Origin of the sequence: Prauserella flavalba (assembly GCF_003202235.1) — a bacterium.
Lineage (GTDB): Bacteria > Actinomycetota > Actinomycetes > Mycobacteriales > Pseudonocardiaceae > Prauserella_A > Prauserella_A flavalba.
Window position 1 is genome coordinate 79508 of sequence record NZ_MASU01000012.1, and the last position, 16890, is coordinate 96397.

A 16890-nucleotide genomic window follows, 5' to 3' on the forward strand; every position below is an offset into this window, starting at 1 on the left:
ATCACGGCACTATCACAACATTCTCGAGGGGGGCTCACCACTTACATGACCCTTTTACGCCGAGACAGCGGAGGATCAACGAGGCTGGGCAAAACCCGGTTGAGGAAAACAACAATTGGTTGACCCCAACCATTGCGATAATGACCAGAAACCATTCACTGACGATGACGGCAAGAAGCAGGCCGGTCAGGTTCAAGGTTCCCGCCAGTGCGAAGAGAACCCGTTCGAGCTGCCACTTTGACGACGTCGCCCGGGCATCCGGGGAAGTTGCCCCGTGAACCTCGTGGGAGGAGTCGGACAATCTAGTCTCCTTCGTCGCATGGAGATCGCACGTCGTGTGCGATCTCCGCCTTCAGCGGTTTTTGGCGTCGGGCATGGCCAGTGAGGACGGCTGCCCGAGACTCGCGCACGGGAGTACGGGAGTACGGGAGTACGGGAGTATCGCGGGCGGCGGCTGCCGACGCAGTTGCGGAGAATGTCTGTGTAGGTCGCGCATTGCCGGTTCCTAGTCGGAGTCGTAGAGGCGCCAGAGCAGCAGTGCGAGGACGAAGACAAGGACGAACAGTCCAACGATGCCGAATCCGACATAGTCGAGGTCGAACGCTGCCAGTGCGGCGACTGGCCCAGAGCCAAAGTGCAAGGTTTGGGCGAGCAGTGACGCCAGTTGCACCGTGCCAATGAGAAACGCGCCGCCGACGGACAGCGCCGTGACCATGATGTTGTAGAACACCCGGCGAAATGGCTTGATGAGCGCCCACTCGTAGGCGACGTTCATGAGAACACCCTCGGCTGTGTCGAACATGGTCATACCTGCCGTGAAGAGCGCCGGTAGTACCAGGATGGCGTACCACGGTAGGGATACGGCGGCCCCGCCGGCGAGCACGAGCAGACCGATCTCGGTGGCGGTGTCGAACCCGAGGCCGAAGAGCAGGCCTACTGGATAGATGTGCCACGGTTTGCGAACTGTCTTGATGATGCCTTTGATGAGGCGATTGAGGAACCCGCGGTTGTCGAGTTGTTGATCAAGATCCGCTGCGCCGGCCGCCTGGCGGCGCATCCGTCGGTACACCCTGAGAATCCCGACCAGCGTGACAAGGTTCGTGATGGCGATGGCGTAGAGGAAGACACCGGACACCGCCGAGCCGAGGACGCTGGTCGTGTGACGCAGGGTGGATGTCTGGTCGCCGACTGCGCCGCTCAGCCCTCGCACCCCTATAGCCAGCGCTGTCGAAAGCGCGAACACGATGGTGGAGTGGCCGAGGGAGAACCAGAAACCCACTGACAGCGGACGTTGTCCCTGGGACAGGAGGGCGCGGGTGGTGTTGTCGATGGCGGCGATGTGGTCCGCGTCGAAGGCGTGGCGGGCGCCGAGTGCAAACGCGGTGACACCGAGCCCGAAACCGAACACGGTTGAGCCGTTCAGGGCATGGTGCTGCGGTACGACAACGAAAGTCAGCATCCCCCAGCCGAGTGCGTTGAGAGCCACGATGAAGCCGGCCACGCCACCGATCGAGCGCCACGCCCGCGGCACCGGGGCCGGTCCCGCCCGGGCTACTGTGGGCTTGGTCATGGCTTGGTCGCCTCCATTGCATGGTCCACGACAGGGTCGGCAGGAACAACGCTGGCGCCGGGAGTGGTTCGGTTCATCTCGTCGCCCTGATCACCCGCCTGTGCGGTCCGGGGCCGAGGGGTGGTCGAGACGCCGGTGCCCCGCGGCCACCCCTCGGGCGGGTCAGTGGGAGAAGCGGATGGTGGGCAGCATCTTGCGCAGCCAGCGGGGTGACCACCAGGCTCCGTGCCCAGTGAGCCGGAGCAGTACGGGCAGCAGCACGAGCCGGATGAGTGCGGCGTCGAGCAGGACCGCGATGCCGAGGATGATGCCCATCTCCTTGGGGGGCAGCGGGTTGGCGAGGGCGAAGGTGAAGAACACGGCGACCATGACGGCTGCGGCCGCAAAGATGACGCGTCCGCAGTGGGCCAGGCCGTCGACCTTGGCTCGCCGGGGTTCGCCGGTGAGCTCGTAGTGTTCCTTGGCAGTGGCGAGGAGGAACACGGTGTAGTCCATGGCGATAGCGAAGATCATCGCGAAGAAGAACACCGGCCCCCAGCCGTCGAGGAACCCTTGGGGGGTGAAGCCGAGCAGCCCGGAGAGGTGGCCGTCCTGGAAGATCAGTTTCGCCACGCCGAACGCGGCTCCGGTTGAGAGCAGGCTGACGATGGTGCCCAGCAGCGCGATGACGGGGGCTTGCAGAGCGACCAGGAGCAGGACGAACCCGAGCGCCAGGATCACACCGACGACCAGCGGCAGATAGTCGTTCAGGGCGTCTTGCAGGTCCAGGTTCTCCGCCGGCGCGCCGCCGACGAGCGCACCGCTGGGCAGGGTGTCGCGCAGCCGGTCGAGGGTATCGGCCAGCTGCGGCGAGGACGGGTCGACGGTGGGCATGGCCTGCAGCAGGGCGTAGTCGGAGCCGTCGGAAGTGGGCTGCGGTGGGGTGACCATCGCGATCCCGTCGGTGCCCTTGGCCTGGGCGGCGGTGGCCTGAGCGTCAGCGGCGGGGGTGACGATCTGCAGCATGCCGGGAGCGCCCTCGCCGAAACCGTCCTGAACGGCCTCATAGCCTTGCCGGACCGGGGCATCCTCCGGAACAACCTGGATGGAGGGCATCGCGACCTTGAGCCCGAACACCGGCAGGGACAGGGCCACCAGCACCAGCACCGCGCCGATGGCGAACGGCCATGGCTTGCGGCTCAGCAACTCGCCCCATCGTGTGAACCGTGGCGAGCAGGCCTCGGCGCGCTTGGCCCAGGGCAGGGCGAGCGCGTTGACCCGAGCGCCGAGCTTGCCCAGCACGGCCGGGAGCAGGGTGAGGGTGGCGGCGAGCACGAAGACGACGGCGAGCATGATGCCCACCGCCATGGTCCGCACCGCCGGCGCGGGCACGAGCAGCACGGCGGAGAGGCTGACCAGCACGGTGATGCCGGACAACAGGACCGCCTTACCGGCGGTGTCCATCGTTTCGGCCACCGCGGCGCGCGGATCGCCCAGCTTGCGCAGCGCGTCGCGGAAACGGACGACGAGGAAGAGCGCGTAGTCAATGCCCAGGGCGAGGGCGAACATCATCGCGAAGTTCATCGCCCACACCGAGATCGGGGTGACCTCGTTGAGCAGCACCAGCGCACCGGCGGAGGCACCGAGCCCGGCCAGGGTCAGCAGCAACGGGAGCCCCGCGGCCACGAGCGAGCCGAAGGCGAGCACCATGATCGCCAGGGTGACCGGCCACGACACCATTTCGGCCTGGATCATGGCGTCGTGGTTGGCCTTGTTGAAGTCGCTCCACAACGCGGATGCCCCGGTGGGATACACGTGCACCGTAGAGGTGGACAGCCCGGTCAGGTCGGCCTTGAGGTCGTCGACCGCGCGGACCATATCGTTGGTGTCGGCGTTGGCCCCGGCGAGCAGGATGCCGGTGCGACCGTCCGGGCTGATCGTCATCCCCGGTTGTGGCGGCACGACCTGCCCGATCCGACTGTCCTGGGTGAGCACGTCGGTGGCCTGGTCGAGGACTCGTTGCACGGCCGGGTCGCTGATCGCAGTGTTGTCGGACTGCACGACGACCTGGATGGCCGAGGACGCGTTGCCGCCGAAGTGCTGCTGGGCGAGTTCGCGGACCTGCACGGACTCGGATCCGTTGGCCTGCCACCCGGCGCCGGCCAGCGACGTGAACACCGTCGGAGCGAACGAACCCAGCGCGCCGACGACCAGCACCCAGGCCGCGACCACCCACCACGCGCGGGCGGCCATGCGCGTCCCCAGCCTGCCCAGCGGGCCGCTTCGTTGGACAGAGCGTGTCGCGGTATCGGGCGGGTGGCTGTCGGTACGGGTTACGCCGGTCATCCGGTTTCCTCCACATTTTGGTAGGGCTGTTTGCTCGGGCGTGCGACGACCGCCGCTCCGGGTCGGGGCGACGGACTCGCTGGATCAGGCGAGGCGGCCTGAGGTGCCACCGCGGGCGCCTGAAAACCGTCTGCTGTGCTGAGAGCTCTGGCCACGGTGACGGAGCGCGCACCTCAGCGCAGAAGGTGACCGACCGGCCGGGCAGGCCGGCTCGGGTCCGTGGCGAGTTGACCGAGTCCGATGTGACGGGCTTGTGGCGCGTGGTCGCTGCGCCGCTCGCTCGCTCCACACCTGCCCGCTCACGACGGGAAGCCCGGCGCGAGTCCACCCTGCCTGGCCGCAACGCAGGCGAGGAACCTGCCGGTTCTGCTGCACGTGGACATCCCCTCGGACGATCATCGCGGCCACTATACCCTACGGGGTAGGGTAGTCCTGACGACGGCCGGGAACGTCTGCCGCTGCTGTCCACACACCTGCCCACGCTGCAAGGCGGCGATGGCGGGAGTGCGGGTCGCGGCAGCGGGCGAACTGGGTTTGGCGGGATACCCTGCCGGGTAGTCGCCCAACGAAGGGAGGGTCTGGATGCAGTCGGCCACCGGAACCGATGGAGCCGGTGCTCCCCTCGCCGGGAAACCTGAATGATCCTCGCGGCGGGTTTCGGGCTCCTGATCGGCGTGGCCCTGGGATTGCTCGGCGCCGGGGGGTCGATTCTGGCGGTGCCCGCCCTCGTCTACGGCGTGGGTGAGCCGGTGCGCCAGGCGATCCCGGCGTCGTTGGTGGTGGTGGGGCTGTCGGCGCTGGGCGGGGTCATCCCGCGGCTGCGCCAGGGCGTGGTGCGGTGGCCGATCGCCGCAGTGTTCGGCGCGGCGGGTGCGGGGGCGGCCTTCGGTGGGGCGGCCGTGGGGCAGTTGGTGACGGAACAGGTGTTGCTGCTGGCGTTTGCGGTGGTGATGGTGGCCGCAGCGGCGCGGATGCTGGTCGGCCAGGCCGAGCAGCGGGGGGCGTGCACGGTGGCCGGTGGACGGGTGAACTGGCGGGCGTGTCTGCCTCGTGCGTTGGGCGTGGGTGCGGTCGTCGGGTTTCTGACCGGCCTGTTCGGGGTCGGGGGCGGGTTCCTGGTGGTGCCGGCCTTGGTGCTGATGCTCGGGCTGGACATGCCGGTCGCAGTGGGCACCTCCCTGGTCGTCGTGACGATCAACTCGATCGCCGGGCTGGCGGCGCACCTGGACGCCGTGGCCGAACTCGACTATCGCGTGGTCGGGTCGTTCACGATCGCCGCTCTCGTGACCTCCATGGCCGCGGGCAGGCTCGCCGGTCGCCTGAATGCCGACCGGTTGCGCCGCTGGTTCGCCTACGTGGTGATCGCGGTCGCGGTGTTCGTCGCGGTTCAGGCCCTGATCAACCCGTCCGCCCTGGGATGAGAAAACACGGGAAGAAAGGAGTACAGGATGCAGGTCGACGAGCTCTACCGGCGACGAAACGACATACAGCTGGTGGATGTGCGCGAGCCCGAGGAGTGGCATGCCGGCCGCATCGAGGGCGCCCGGCACATCCCGATGGCCGAGGTGCCCAGCCGGCTCGCCGAGCTCGACCGCACACAGCCGGTGGTGACTGTCTGCCGGAGCGGTCATCGCAGCGGGCAGGCGGCCGAGTTCCTGCGGCAACAGGGCTACGCGGCGGAGAACGCCGAGGGCGGGATGCAGGCGTGGCAGCAGGCCGGCCTGCCCTTCACCACGCCCGAAGGCAAGCCGGGAAAGGTGGCGTGACCATGTGGTTCCAGCAGTTCTACCTCAACAGTCTCGGACACGCCTCCTACCTCGTCGGGGACGAGAAGACTGGTCAGGCGCTGGTGTTCGACCCCCGCCGCGATGTCGACATCTACCGGCAGGCGGCCCGCGACCAGGGCTTCCGGATCACCTACGCCTGTGACTCGCACGGGCACAACGACTACCTGTCCGGGTTGGGCGAGCTGGCAGACTCGCCGCATTCGCCGCAGGTGTGGGGCTCGGCCGCGGGCGAGCTGAGCTATCCGCACCGGCCGCTCGCCGACGGCGAGCAGATCGAGTTCGGCGATGTCGGCATCGAGGTGATGCACACCCCCGGGCACACCCCCGAGCACATCAGCCTGCTGGTCTATGACCGCTCCGCCAGCGCCGACAGCCCGGCGTTGCTGCTCTCCGGCGGGGCGCTCCTGGTTGGTGACCTGGCCCGCCCCGATCTGCTCGGCGGCGAGGAGCAGGCCCGCCGCCACGCCGAGGTCTTCTGCGACACGATCCAGACCAAGCTGCTCACGCTGCCCGACCACGTCGAGGTGTTCCCCACCCACGTGGCCGGGTCACTGTGCGGCGGCAACATCGGGTCCCGGCTGTCCACCACAGTGGGCTACGAGAAGCGCGCAAACGCCATCCTGGCCGAGGTCTCCGAGAAGGACGAGTTCGTGCGGCAGTGCCTGCGGCTGGACAACCTGCCCGCGGTGCCCCCGTACTGGCGGCGCATGCGCACCCAGAACATGGCCGGCGTCGACCCCCTCGGCGTACTCACCGAGCCCCCCGCGCTGCCAGCCGACGACGTCGCCGCCGCCATCAACCGCGGCGCCATCGTGCTGGACACCCGGTCCGCGGAAGCCTTCGGCGGCGGCCACATCCCCGGCGCACTCAACGTCGGCCTCGGCTCGGCCTTCGCCACCTGGGCTGGCACCGTACTCCCCGCCGAGGCCGAGATACTGCTCGTGCTCGACCGGTCCAGCGACCTGTGGGAGGCGATCTGGCAGCTGCTGCGCATCGGCTACCCGATGCCGACGGGCTGGCTGGCCGGCGGCATGAGCGCCTGGCGCACCTCCGCACGACCGGTCGAACTCACCCCACAGATCACCGTCCACGAGCTGAAACGCAGACTCGACCAGGGCGAGGTCACCCTGCTCGACGTGCGCCAGCCCGCCGAGTGGGCCGCCGGCCACACCGAAGGCGCCACGTTCATCACCGGCGCCGAACTACCCGACCGGCTCGACGAGGTACCCGCGGACAAACCGATCGCCGTCACCTGCGGCAGCGGCTACCGCTCCTCCGTGGCCACCAGCCTGCTCGCCCGCGAACGCGGCCTTCCCGTCATCAACGTCGCCGGCGGGATGACCGCCTGGCACCGCGCCGGCTACCCCACCACCTGACACCACACCCACTGTTGGAGGAATCGCAATGGAGTACGCCCGTACGATCACCCTGGATCTGCCTTACGAGCAGGCCGTGTCCCGGGTCAAGGACGCGTTCCAAGCACAGGGCTTCGGCACGCTGACCGAAATCGACGTCCAGGCCACCCTGCACAACAAACTCGACGCCGACATGGAGCCCTACATCATCCTCGGCGCCTGCAACCCCCAACTCGCGCACCGCGCCCTCGACATCGACCGCCAGATCGGGCTGCTCCTGCCGTGCAACGTCGTGGTCCGCGCCACTGGGGACAACCAGACACTGGTCCAGGCCCTCGATCCCCAGGTCATGGTCACCGTCCCCGAGCTCGACCAGCTCCAACCCATCACCGACGAAGCCGGGCAACGCATCCAGGCCGCACTCCAGGCGTTGACCCCGCCCAACCGCTGACGGTGCGTCGGAACATGGACCCTCCGCACAGGACGGCGAAGCGGCTCGATTGGGCAACCGGAGAAATAATCATGAAAGCCGCTTCAATCTGGAGCTGGTTCTGGCTCTGGCCAGTACTTCTGCTGTGATCGGGCTTGCTTCGCGAGTGCCGTGTCAGCTGTCAGTCGGCGCCGTTCGGCGCGGCAGCTCGGTACATAGTGCTCGATGGGCGCGATGAGCTCCCAGTCGAGCAGCGTGGCGGCGGCTGTCAGCACGATGGCCGCCACGTCGTAGGCGGTTGATTGACGGTGGGCACCGCCGCCCGCGGCGCGCTGAAGCCGAGGAATCGACTCGGCGACCTCCGCATGCCGGGCCAGGTACCGGGGTAACCGCCAGCCGACGAACGGAGCACCGATGAACGCGACCGGGCTGATCGACCTGCACGCCGCACGCGGACGGACCGGGTGCGCGAGCACACGGCGACGGCCGTCCAGGTCGAGCTCGACCAGGAATTGAGCGCCCGCATCCGGCACTACGCCGAGCGCCTCACCTCAGCCGACGGCCAGGAGGCGATCACAGCTCGCATCGGCAAGCTCGAGCAGGAGACCGATGTCGAGCGGGCCCTCGAGGTCAGCGCCGCAACCCTCGGCCTGGCTGGCACTCTCCTCGCCGCGGCACACCACCGGCGCTGGCTCTGGCTGGCGGGCATCGTCACGGCGTTCCTCCTGCAGCACAGGCTACAGGGCTGGTGCCCGCCGATCGCGGTCTTTCGCCGACTGGGCGCTCGGACTCGGGCAGAGATCGACGCCGAGCGCTACGCGCTGAAGCTGTTGCGCGGAGACTTCGGCGACCCACCGGCTTCGGAAGAGGAGCCCGTGGCGCTGGCGGGGCGGGCCCGGTCGGTCTCCCGACGACCGCCGCGCTGAAAGACCGATGTGTGCACCGGGTGACCGATGGATACGTTAACGCCTGGATCGTTGACGACGGTGAGGCCCTCGTCGTCATCGACACCGGCCTGCCGGCCCACGTGCCGCTCCTCGTTGCCGCGTTTCACGACCTCGGCAGGCGACCGCAGGACGTGGTCGCCGTGCTACTCACCCACGCACGCCGATCACGTCGGGGGTGCCGCCCACCTGCAGGCGCATGGCGCCTGTGTGCTCACCCACCCCGACGAGGCCATCGAGACGCTCGGGCTCGCACCCCGGCGCGCCGCAATCCGCACGGTGCCGCGGCTGCTCCCGCACACCTGGCGACCGCACACGCTCCGCTTCGCCGGCAACCCCTCGGCGCTGTAGAGGTCGTGCAGCCGATCCGCGCAGTTGCGCGGCTTGATCGGGCGGTGTTTTCGCGCCCAGCGCGACCACAAGGGAATCGGCGCTCAACCGACCCGCCTCGGTCTCGACCCGACGTTGGGCAGGGTCGATCGAGGTGATGCGTGTATGAACGAAGCGGATCCCGTGCCGTTGCAGGGCCGACCGGCCGACGGTGCCCTGGTGGAGTGGCCGGGTGCCCACAAGGTCCCACGTCTTGGCGAACCCGTTGTAGAGATGGTCGTCGGCGGCGACCACGGTCACCTGGTGTTCGGGCAGCCGCGCCCGCAGCTCGTGGGCGGCGGCGGGGCCGCCGAATCCCCTCCCAGGATCAATGTACTTGCCATCGTCAAGCCTCCTCCTCGTCGGGCAACTTACGGTGGGCCTTGGCCACGCAGCGTTCGTCGCCGTTCCTCGTACTCGTCACGGCCGATCTCACCGCGGGCATAGCGCTCGTCGAGGATTCCCACGGCACGGTCCCGCTCACCGGGTCCGCTGCGCGTGCCACCGTTCGGTTTCCACAGCGCGCGGACGAGGTAGACGATGCCGACAACGAGACCGCCGAGCACGAGCAGGAAAACCACGAAGCCGATCAGCATGCCGAGCCAACCCCAGCCCATCCCGGGCGGCCCATTGTTCACCCAGTCGGACACGATGTCTGTCGCTCCTCCTCCAGATGTGTGGTAGGTGACCAAGCATCCCGCCACTGTCATTTCCCGTGGGGTACTGCCTACCCGCGTTCGCTGTGCCTCACGCATCCAGGCGGTAGCGTTGCCGCGCTGTGCGACGGTTGACCCCGGTCCCGAACAGCTGCGCGTCGGCGCGGGCGAATGCCGCTGCCGCCCAACGTCGTCGTCCCTGCCGCCGGCGACAACCAGAAACCTGGTCAGGAGGTCTCGCCCCCAGGCCATGGTCACCGTGCCCGAGCTCGACCAGCTTCTCGGCAGCGGAGCGCCACAGCGAATCGGGACGGATAGGGAGGCATCTTCGGCGTACAGCGTGCCTTCCACACGCGGCTCGGAGACCCTGGTCAGGATCGTTCGTGGGCAGGCGGGGGCAGGAGCTGTGGGCGGAGCAGGCGGAGGTGTTCGGTGTCACCGAGCAGGTCCAGGCGCCGGTGCAGCAGCGGGTTGTCGGTGGATTGGCTGCGGTGGCAGGCGATGGCCTCCCGCTGGCGTTTGCGGGAGACGGGCAGGGTCAGATCCACCACGTCGGGCCGCGAGCCGACCAGAGCGGTGCCGAACTCTGCGTTGAGCTGGTCGGCGACCTGGGCCGGTAAGGTCCAGCCGACGACGGGCAGAACCGAACGATCGGCGACGGCCAGGGCAGCCTCGGTGGCCCGCATGTGGTCGGGATGGGATGTCACGCCGTCGGGGTCGAACGCCAGCAGGTAGGTCGGTCTCACCTCGGCGGCCAGCGACTCGACATGACCGGCGAGCTCGTCCAAGGAGACGTGGGCCAGGTCTCCGTCGGGGTAGTCGAGCAGGACGGTGCGCGTGACACCCAGCACGGTGGCTGCCGTGTCCAACTCCTTGGCCCGCACCGCGCCCAGATCGGCCTGCTCTCCGCCCAGGGTGGAGGCCTCACCGCGCGTGAAACACAGCACCGTCACCGGTGTGCCCGCAGCGGCCAGGCGGTCGAGCACCGCCCCAAGTCCGAACGACTCGTCATCCGGGTGCGCCACCACCGCCAGCACGGCGCCCGGCTCGTCCAGCAGGGCACGGACCTGCCCCGCCCTGGTTGTCGCCTGCGTATCCTCTCCCATACCACCTTTGTACCCCGAGGGGTATATGGCCGCCAGCGGAGCGGCGCGTGCGATGAGCCGGGAATGCCAACCGCCACAAGCCCGTTACGATACCCGAGGGGGTATCAAAGACTAGGAGGTGCATGATGGCGACCATCGAGCTGACGACCGACAACTTCAACGACAGGATAGGCGGGGACGGTATTGTGCTGGTCGACTTCTGGGCGGCGTGGTGCGGACCCTGCCGCATGTTCGCGCCGGTGTTCGAGCGTGCGTCCGAGCGTCACGAGGATGTCAGGTTCGGCAAGGTGGATACCGAGGCGCAACCGGAACTGGCGGCGAGGTTCGGCATCTCGTCGATCCCGACGTTGATGATCGCTCGTGATGGCGTGGTGCTGTACGCGCAGCCCGGTGCGCTCCCGGAGAGTGCGCTCGAGGAGCTGATCGCCAAGGCCCGCGAGGTCGACATGGACCAGGTTCGGCAAGAGCTCGCCGAACAGCGGCAATGAGGATCTGATCCCGATCTTCAGTGCGGGCACCGACACCCGGAGGGGAGTCTTCGTTGGACAGCACAGCATGGGACCGGCGCTACACCGGGGCCGAGTTCGAATGGACCACCGAGCCGAACCGGTTCGTCGTCGAGCAGACCACCGGGTTGACACCCGGGCGGGCGCTGGACCTGGGAACAGGAGAGGGCCGCAACGCCGTCTGGCTGGCCGAACAAGGCTGGACGGTCAGCGGGGTCGACTTCTCGACCGTCGGGCTGGACAAGGCGCGCCGGCTCGCGCACGCGCGGGACGTCCGGGTCGACTGGACGCTGGCCGACGTGCGCGACTACCAGCCCGAACCGTCGGCGTTCGCTCTGGTGCTCGTGGCCTACCTGCACCTGCCCTCGGCCGAGCTCCCCCGCGTGCTCGACCGGGCCGCCTCGGCCGTGGCCACCAAGGGCACCCTGCTGGTGATCGGCCACGACTTGACCAACCTCACCGCGGGCGTGGGCGGGCCGCCCGACCCCGACGTGCTCTACACACCCGAGGGGATCGTCGCAGCACTGCCCGCCTTGCGCATCGAGCGGGCTGAGCGGCTTCGCCGACCACTACAGCAGGGTGAGGCCATCGACACCCTGGTCCGCGCAACGCGCACCTGACACGCGTTCGCCCGCAACCACAGCACGACCAGTCGGCGAGGTCGTGGATAACAGATGCAGCGAAAATATACCCCGCTGGGTATTTTGGAGATCGATGATGCGAGAAGTTGATATTCAAGAGTTGGCTCGGGCGCGTGCTGCCGGCGCGGTCGTCGTAGATGTCCGAGAGCCCGGTGAATACGAGGCCGGGCACGTTCCGGGAGCGCGACTGATACCGCTGCACAGGCTGCAGGAGCGGGTCGTCGAAATCCCGAAGGACCGACCGATCTACGTGGTCTGCGCCTCGGGCAATCGCAGCGATACCGCCACCTCCTGGCTGACCCGTGCCGGGGTGGACGCGTACTCCGTGGCCGGCGGTACCGGCGCGTGGATCCAAGCGGGACATCCCGTCGTGCGGGGCCCACGAGAAGACACCGCCTGAGCTGAAACCTGCGAGAAGGGAGTAGCAGGATGGTAGAGATCATCGCACTCGACACGCCGACGCTGGGCGACCGGAGCTATCTGGTCACCGATGGTGAGGTGGCGTTCGTGGTCGACCCGCAGCGCGACATCGACCGATTCCTCACGATCGTCCGGCAACGAGGCGTGCGGGTCACCGACGTCTTCGAAACGCACATCCACAATGACTACGTGACCGGAGGACTGGCGCTGGCGCAGGCCACCGGGGCCGCCTACCACGTGAACGCGGCCGACACCGTGTCCTTCGATCGCCAGCCCATCACCGACGGGGACGAGGTACAGATCGGCCCGGTGATGCGGGTGCGGGCCCTGGCCACCCCGGGCCATACCTTCACACACCTGTCCTACGTGCTGGAAACCCCCGGCCGACCGCCGGCGGTGTTCACCGGTGGTTCGCTGCTCTACGGCTCGACCGGTCGACCGGATCTGCTGGGAGCCGTGCACACCGAAGAACTGGCGCACGCCCAGTACGCCTCGGCACGCAGGCTGGCCGCCGAACTGCCCGACGACGCGGAAATTTACCCCACGCACGGGTTCGGCAGCTTCTGCTCCGCCACACAGGCACAGGGCGAGCGATCCACGATCGGCCAGGAGAAGCAGGCCAACCCCGTCCTGACCCAGGATGAGCAGGACTATGTCCACGCCCTGCTGCAGGGCCTGGACGACTATCCCGCCTACTACGCGCACATGATGCCGCTCAACACCGCCGGACCGCAGGCGCCAGACCTGTCCCCGCCGGAGCAGGCCGAAGCTCCCGAGCTGCGCCGGCGCATCGAGTCCGGCGAATGGGTGGTGGACCTGCGCACCCGGACCGCGTTCGCGGCCGGGCACGTCCCCGGCACGCTCAACTTCGGAGCCGACGGCAACTTCGTCACCTACCTCGGCTGGCTGATCCCCTGGGGAACCCCGTTGACACTCTTGGGAGACACCGCCGAGCAGGTCGCCGAGGCGCAGCGCGAACTGGTGCGTATCGGCCTCGACCGCATCGAAGCCGCGGCCACCGGAGACCCGCACGAGTGGTCCGGCGACACGCCCCTGGAGTCGTTGGCGGTCGCGGATTTCGCCGACCTGGCCACAGTGCTCCACCACCGCCCGGTCGTGGTCCTCGATGTGCGCCGCAACCAGGAATGGGCCTCCGGTCACCTGGACGGCGCCGTGCACATCCCGCTGCACGACCTGCTGGACCGGCTCAACGACGTGCCCCGTGGCGAGGTGTGGGTGCACTGCCGCTCCGGCTACCGCGCCTCCATCGCCGCGTCGATCCTGGCCGCCGCCGGCCGCCATGTCGTAGTGATCGACGACGACATCGACCAGGCGACCGCAACCGGGGCACCCATCAGCGCACCCGCCCAGCACAACACGGTGACGCGCTAACTACTTCCGCGAGCGCGGGTTCACCCACCTGCCGAACCTGCTCACCGCCGCCGAGGTAGCCCGCTTCCGGACCGCGGCCGAGGAGGCCCTCGCCGCGCAGAGCCACACCGACGAGGAGTTCGGCACCCGAATCACGGCCACCACCGACGCCTGGGAACACCACCCCACCCTGCGCGAACTCGCGCTGCACCCCCGCATCGGCACGCTCGCCGAACACCTGGCCGGCATCCCCTTGCGCGTGTGCGGTGGCGACGTGCTGCGCAAGGAGCCCGGACACAGCGCGCCCACCGGCTGGCACGACGACCTGACCTTCGCCCTTTTGGACTCGCGCCTGATCTTCAACGCCTGGATCGCGCTGGTCGACGTGCCCGCCGCACGCGGCTGCCTGACCTTCCTGCCCGGCTCGCACCGCTGCGGCGGCCCGGACCGGGTGGAGTTGTCCGAGCACACCGCCGACCCGGACAACTACCTGTTCACCGCTGGCCCGAGCTGCGCTGGAGCCCGCGCGTCACCGTCCCGCTGCGGGCTGGCGACGCCACGCTCCACCAGGGCCGCACGGCGCACTATGTCGGCGCCAACACCAGCGACGAAGCTCGGCTGTCCTTCCTGGTCGCCTTCACCGACCCGGACGCCACCTACCGCCGCTGCCCGGCCATGACACGCTCGGCCTGCGACCCGGCAATCCCCTCCCGGACCACCGCTACCCTCGAACACCCCGACGAGCCGGCACCTGATGACGCCCAGCCGGAGCACGGTGAGCGGTGAGCTGCGATGACTGACCGTACATAACGAAACAGACACAAATCGCAGCTGCCTGTCCAAAAACCCGCTGTGGAGGTTAGGGGAGCTTACTCGAACATAAAAGACCAGGTCAGGGCCTTGGAAGGGCTCTGCGAGAAGCTTCCCAGGCTCGATACGCCCGAGCCGCCGTCGATCAAGCGCGATCGGCCCCGGCGGGCCCGGCAACTCCGTGCCGAGCAAGTCGACGAGTTGATCGCGGGTTATCAGTCCGGCGCGACTGTGTACGAACTCGGTGATCGGTTCGGCATCGAACGGCGAACGGTCAGCAACATCCTCCATCGACACGGCGTGCCAATGCGCCGCCGTGGCCTCTCCCCCGACCAGGTCGACGACGCCATCCACCTCTACAAGCTCGGTTGGTCGCTGGCGCGAGTCGGCGACCACCTGGGGGTCAACCACACCACCGTGCTGAACAAGCTGCGTGAACGCGGCGTCCCCACGCGAGATAGCCACGGACGCCCGCGCGTCGAAGCAGGTGGTACACGATGACCAGGCGCGCAGCTGTGTCGACTCGATCAGGTTCGGACGGGGCTGCTGTGGTTCAGGCTGTCACCGTGATCATGGGCGTCGTCGTCGGCCTCACTTTCCTGTTCGGCTTCGGCAACGTCCTCAATCTCGCGCTTCGACTCGGCGTGCCCGCCTGGGTCGCGCCGCTGGTCGCTCCAGCGGTCGACCTTTCGATCCTCGGGCTTCTGCTCGGCACGCGGCACCTGGCCCTTGTCGGAGCGTCCCCGGAGGTGCTGCGGCCCGCTCGCCGGCTGCTGATCTTCGCGAGCGTGGTCACCCTCGCGCTGAACGTGGCGGAGCCTCTCGTGGCGGGCGAGTTCGGTAAGGCGGCGTTCGACGCGGTAGGGCCACTCCTCCTGATCGGCTGGTCGGAGGTCGGTCCTGGCCTATTGCAAGCGATCGGCGCCACGAGTCGTACGCCGGTCGCACGCGATGTCGAGCGGCCGGAGCCAGCTGTCGATGCGGACTCGGATGCCGGTGCGCCGGAGACCCAGGTCCACCCTGGCGAGGACGTCCCGCAGCAAGGTCGTGAGCAAGCAGTCGTTAGGCGCACGCCGGAGGCACTCTTGGCTCAGGCGCGGCGAGAGGACGCCGCTCATCGTGCGGCACACCAGAAGCCGATATCCGCTGACACCTTGCGAGTCCGGCTCGGGATAGGGGCGGCTCGGGCCCGCCAACTCGTCAAGATCGTCCGGTCCGAGTTCGATGAGCAGGTCGGTGCACAGCGAGCCGAAGTTGATGCGGCGGATGAGATGCATGCCGCGGCGATGCTGGTGGCCTAGCGGTGTCGCGCGTAACGGCAGGTCGAGCAGGTACGACGCCTGTTGGTAGCGGAGGTGATGGCGTGGGTGGCGAGGACGACGAGCTCGCGGTTCTGTTGGCAGCGTGGCGTGAAGACATCGACAGTGTTCCGGCGTCGGCCATGCTTGTGTTGGAAGCCGCGCTCACGCTCCACGTCAACTCGCTGGTTCTGTCCGAGGTTTCTCCTTTGAGGCGCTCCTACCGGTTCCGGGCGAAGCGCTCGCGTCGCCTGTGCTCTGATGGCCGCCGCTGCCCTTGGCCTTCTCGTCCTCCACGACGACGCTGACTCCCAACCCTGCTCGGGCCACCGGCTTTCACTGGTTTGGGCAACGGGGAGTCAGGTGGAGTAACGCTCGGCGAGCCGGTCGAAGAACGCTGCAAGCCGTTGCCCAGTGGCTGGAGTGTCGGTGAGCTCGGCGCCGCCGAAGCGGTAGACCTCATAGCCGTGCAGTCGCAGTTCACGGTCCTCGGCCACCATCTCGGCGTACCGACGGGGATCCGCGTGCCCGTTCTCGTCGGCGTAGTGCTGCTTACCGTCGCACTCGATGACAATGCGGATCCGCTGTGGCAGCAGCAGGAGGAAGTCCATGCGCTGGCGGGCCAGAGGTGGTGTGCCAGGGGCGTGGTGCGCTCGGGTGTACGGGTCGTAATGCAGGTACACCTGCGGGATCAGCGCCGGGATGCCGTCGCCGAGCCGGACGTACCGGTCGGCGTACGTGCGCAGTATTCGTCGCTCCGCGTGGTTGTCACCAAGAGAGCGGTCCAGCCGCCGGTACAGGCTGAGCGAGACCTCACGGGCCGGTGCGTCGGTCAGTCCCTCGCGGTCAGCCCACCAGCTGGTCAGTTCGGCCCAAGTGAGGCCATGGGCGCCCAGCGGCCGGTCGTAAACGAGACAGAACTGCTCGTTCCTGACGACGAGGACGTCGTTGTTCAGGGCGTCGCTGAACACGATCTCCGGCTTGGGTCCGTCGGCCGCGAAGATCAGGTTCTTCAGTTCGCCGGCTACGCCGTGCGTACCGGATGCATCGAGCAACGGCTGTAGGTGCTCGGCGTCGTACTCGGCCGCGACGCGGTGGGCGAGGTCGGTCAAGTCCGTCAGTGACATGCCCTGTAGCCGGCCCTCGACGTAGCTGCGCTTGCTGTTGAACGGCTCAGGGCTGCCCTCGCGGGCGGGTTTCATGCCGAGCGCGTCACAGGCCGCTTCCAGGTGGTGGGCCTTGACGCACTCCCAGAGCGTTTCGGCGATGGCCGAGCGCAGCCTCATCGGCGTGACGGTCATG

General features: G+C 68.3%; 19 protein-coding genes and 2 pseudogenes. 14 read left to right on the forward strand and 7 right to left on the reverse strand.

The window, feature by feature from the left end; translation table 11 throughout:
- Positions 1-34: 34 nt before the first annotated feature.
- The 3 genes from BA062_RS25960 to BA062_RS25970 form a co-directional block, all read right to left on the reverse strand.
- Positions 35-301 carry a DUF2892 domain-containing protein gene (locus tag BA062_RS25960; RefSeq protein ID WP_110341178.1) on the reverse strand — a complete coding sequence of 89 codons (267 nt, stop codon included), beginning with the start codon at positions 299-301 and terminating at the stop codon, positions 35-37.
- A 204-nt stretch (positions 302-505) separates the two neighbouring features.
- Positions 506-1570 (reverse strand): Nickel transporter NicT, encoded by a 1065-nt coding sequence (nicT, locus tag BA062_RS25965; protein ID WP_110341180.1) that lies wholly within the window; start codon positions 1568-1570, stop codon positions 506-508.
- A 162-nt stretch (positions 1571-1732) separates the two neighbouring features.
- A complete protein-coding gene (locus tag BA062_RS25970; protein WP_110341182.1) occupies positions 1733-3895 on the reverse strand; it encodes an MMPL family transporter in 2163 nt (720 codons plus the stop codon).
- A 638-nt stretch (positions 3896-4533) separates the two neighbouring features.
- Here BA062_RS25970 and BA062_RS25975 point away from each other — a divergent pair.
- From BA062_RS25975 to BA062_RS41400, 6 genes are all read left to right on the forward strand, one after another.
- A complete protein-coding gene (locus tag BA062_RS25975) occupies positions 4534-5316 on the forward strand; it encodes a sulfite exporter TauE/SafE family protein (RefSeq protein WP_110341184.1) in 783 nt (260 codons plus the stop codon).
- 27 nt (positions 5317-5343) lie between these two features.
- On the forward strand, positions 5344-5661 hold the full coding sequence (locus BA062_RS25980) for a rhodanese-like domain-containing protein (protein WP_110341186.1): 318 nt from the start codon (positions 5344-5346) through the stop codon (positions 5659-5661).
- Between the two features lie 2 nt (positions 5662-5663).
- On the forward strand, positions 5664-7058 hold the full coding sequence (locus tag BA062_RS25985; protein ID WP_110341188.1) for an MBL fold metallo-hydrolase: 1395 nt from the start codon (positions 5664-5666) through the stop codon (positions 7056-7058).
- Between the two features lie 28 nt (positions 7059-7086).
- The gene (locus BA062_RS25990; RefSeq protein ID WP_110341190.1) at positions 7087-7488 is read left to right on the forward strand and encodes a DUF302 domain-containing protein; all 402 of its coding nucleotides are present in this window, start codon (positions 7087-7089) and stop codon (positions 7486-7488) included.
- Between the two features lie 443 nt (positions 7489-7931).
- The gene (locus tag BA062_RS25995) at positions 7932-8393 is read left to right on the forward strand and encodes a YgaP family membrane protein (protein WP_110341192.1); all 462 of its coding nucleotides are present in this window, start codon (positions 7932-7934) and stop codon (positions 8391-8393) included.
- A 20-nt stretch (positions 8394-8413) separates the two neighbouring features.
- Positions 8414-8899, forward strand: coding sequence for an MBL fold metallo-hydrolase (locus BA062_RS41400; protein ID WP_377392679.1), 486 nt, complete (start codon positions 8414-8416; stop codon positions 8897-8899).
- Here BA062_RS41400 and BA062_RS41405 read toward each other — a convergent pair.
- The 3 genes and pseudogenes from BA062_RS41405 to BA062_RS26015 all read right to left on the reverse strand — a co-directional run.
- Positions 8820-9113, reverse strand: a pseudogene (locus BA062_RS41405) (hypothetical protein); the annotation flags it as partial. The gene BA062_RS41400 and the pseudogene BA062_RS41405 overlap by 80 nt on opposite strands.
- Before the next feature lie 38 nt (positions 9114-9151).
- Positions 9152-9430, reverse strand: a complete 279-nt coding sequence (locus BA062_RS26010; RefSeq protein WP_245960016.1) for an SHOCT domain-containing protein — start codon at positions 9428-9430, stop codon at positions 9152-9154.
- Positions 9431-9807: 377 nt separating this feature from the next.
- Positions 9808-10542, reverse strand: a complete 735-nt coding sequence (locus BA062_RS26015; protein ID WP_110341198.1) for a PIG-L deacetylase family protein — start codon at positions 10540-10542, stop codon at positions 9808-9810.
- Positions 10543-10667: 125 nt separating this feature from the next.
- On the opposite strand from BA062_RS26015, the gene trxA reads away from it, so the two are divergent.
- From trxA to BA062_RS26055, 8 genes and pseudogenes are all read left to right on the forward strand, one after another.
- Positions 10668-11030, forward strand: coding sequence for a thioredoxin (trxA, locus tag BA062_RS26020; RefSeq protein ID WP_110341200.1), 363 nt, complete (start codon positions 10668-10670; stop codon positions 11028-11030).
- Positions 11031-11083: 53 nt separating this feature from the next.
- Positions 11084-11668, forward strand: a complete 585-nt coding sequence (locus BA062_RS26025) for a class I SAM-dependent methyltransferase (protein WP_110341202.1) — start codon at positions 11084-11086, stop codon at positions 11666-11668.
- Between the two features lie 97 nt (positions 11669-11765).
- Positions 11766-12089 (forward strand): rhodanese-like domain-containing protein, encoded by a 324-nt coding sequence (locus tag BA062_RS26030; protein WP_342768961.1) that lies wholly within the window; start codon positions 11766-11768, stop codon positions 12087-12089.
- 29 nt (positions 12090-12118) lie between these two features.
- Positions 12119-13501, forward strand: coding sequence for an MBL fold metallo-hydrolase (locus tag BA062_RS26035; protein ID WP_110341206.1), 1383 nt, complete (start codon positions 12119-12121; stop codon positions 13499-13501).
- A 16-nt stretch (positions 13502-13517) separates the two neighbouring features.
- Positions 13518-13907, forward strand: a pseudogene (locus BA062_RS41410) (phytanoyl-CoA dioxygenase family protein); the annotation flags it as partial.
- Between the two features lie 113 nt (positions 13908-14020).
- Complete coding sequence (locus BA062_RS41415; protein WP_377392759.1) at positions 14021-14266, forward strand: hypothetical protein; 246 nt, start codon at positions 14021-14023, stop codon at positions 14264-14266.
- A 114-nt stretch (positions 14267-14380) separates the two neighbouring features.
- Entirely contained in the window at positions 14381-14791 is a 411-nt protein-coding gene (locus BA062_RS26050) for a helix-turn-helix domain containing protein (RefSeq protein WP_245960018.1), read from the forward strand.
- On the forward strand, positions 14788-15591 hold the full coding sequence (locus tag BA062_RS26055) for an MATE family efflux transporter (RefSeq protein WP_110341212.1): 804 nt from the start codon (positions 14788-14790) through the stop codon (positions 15589-15591). The genes BA062_RS26050 and BA062_RS26055 overlap by 4 nt, the downstream gene beginning before the upstream one ends.
- A 356-nt stretch (positions 15592-15947) precedes the next feature.
- On the opposite strand, the gene BA062_RS26060 is transcribed toward BA062_RS26055, so the two are convergent.
- Positions 15948-16889, reverse strand: coding sequence for a hypothetical protein (locus BA062_RS26060; RefSeq protein WP_110341214.1), 942 nt, complete (start codon positions 16887-16889; stop codon positions 15948-15950).
- Position 16890 lies beyond the last annotated feature (1 nt).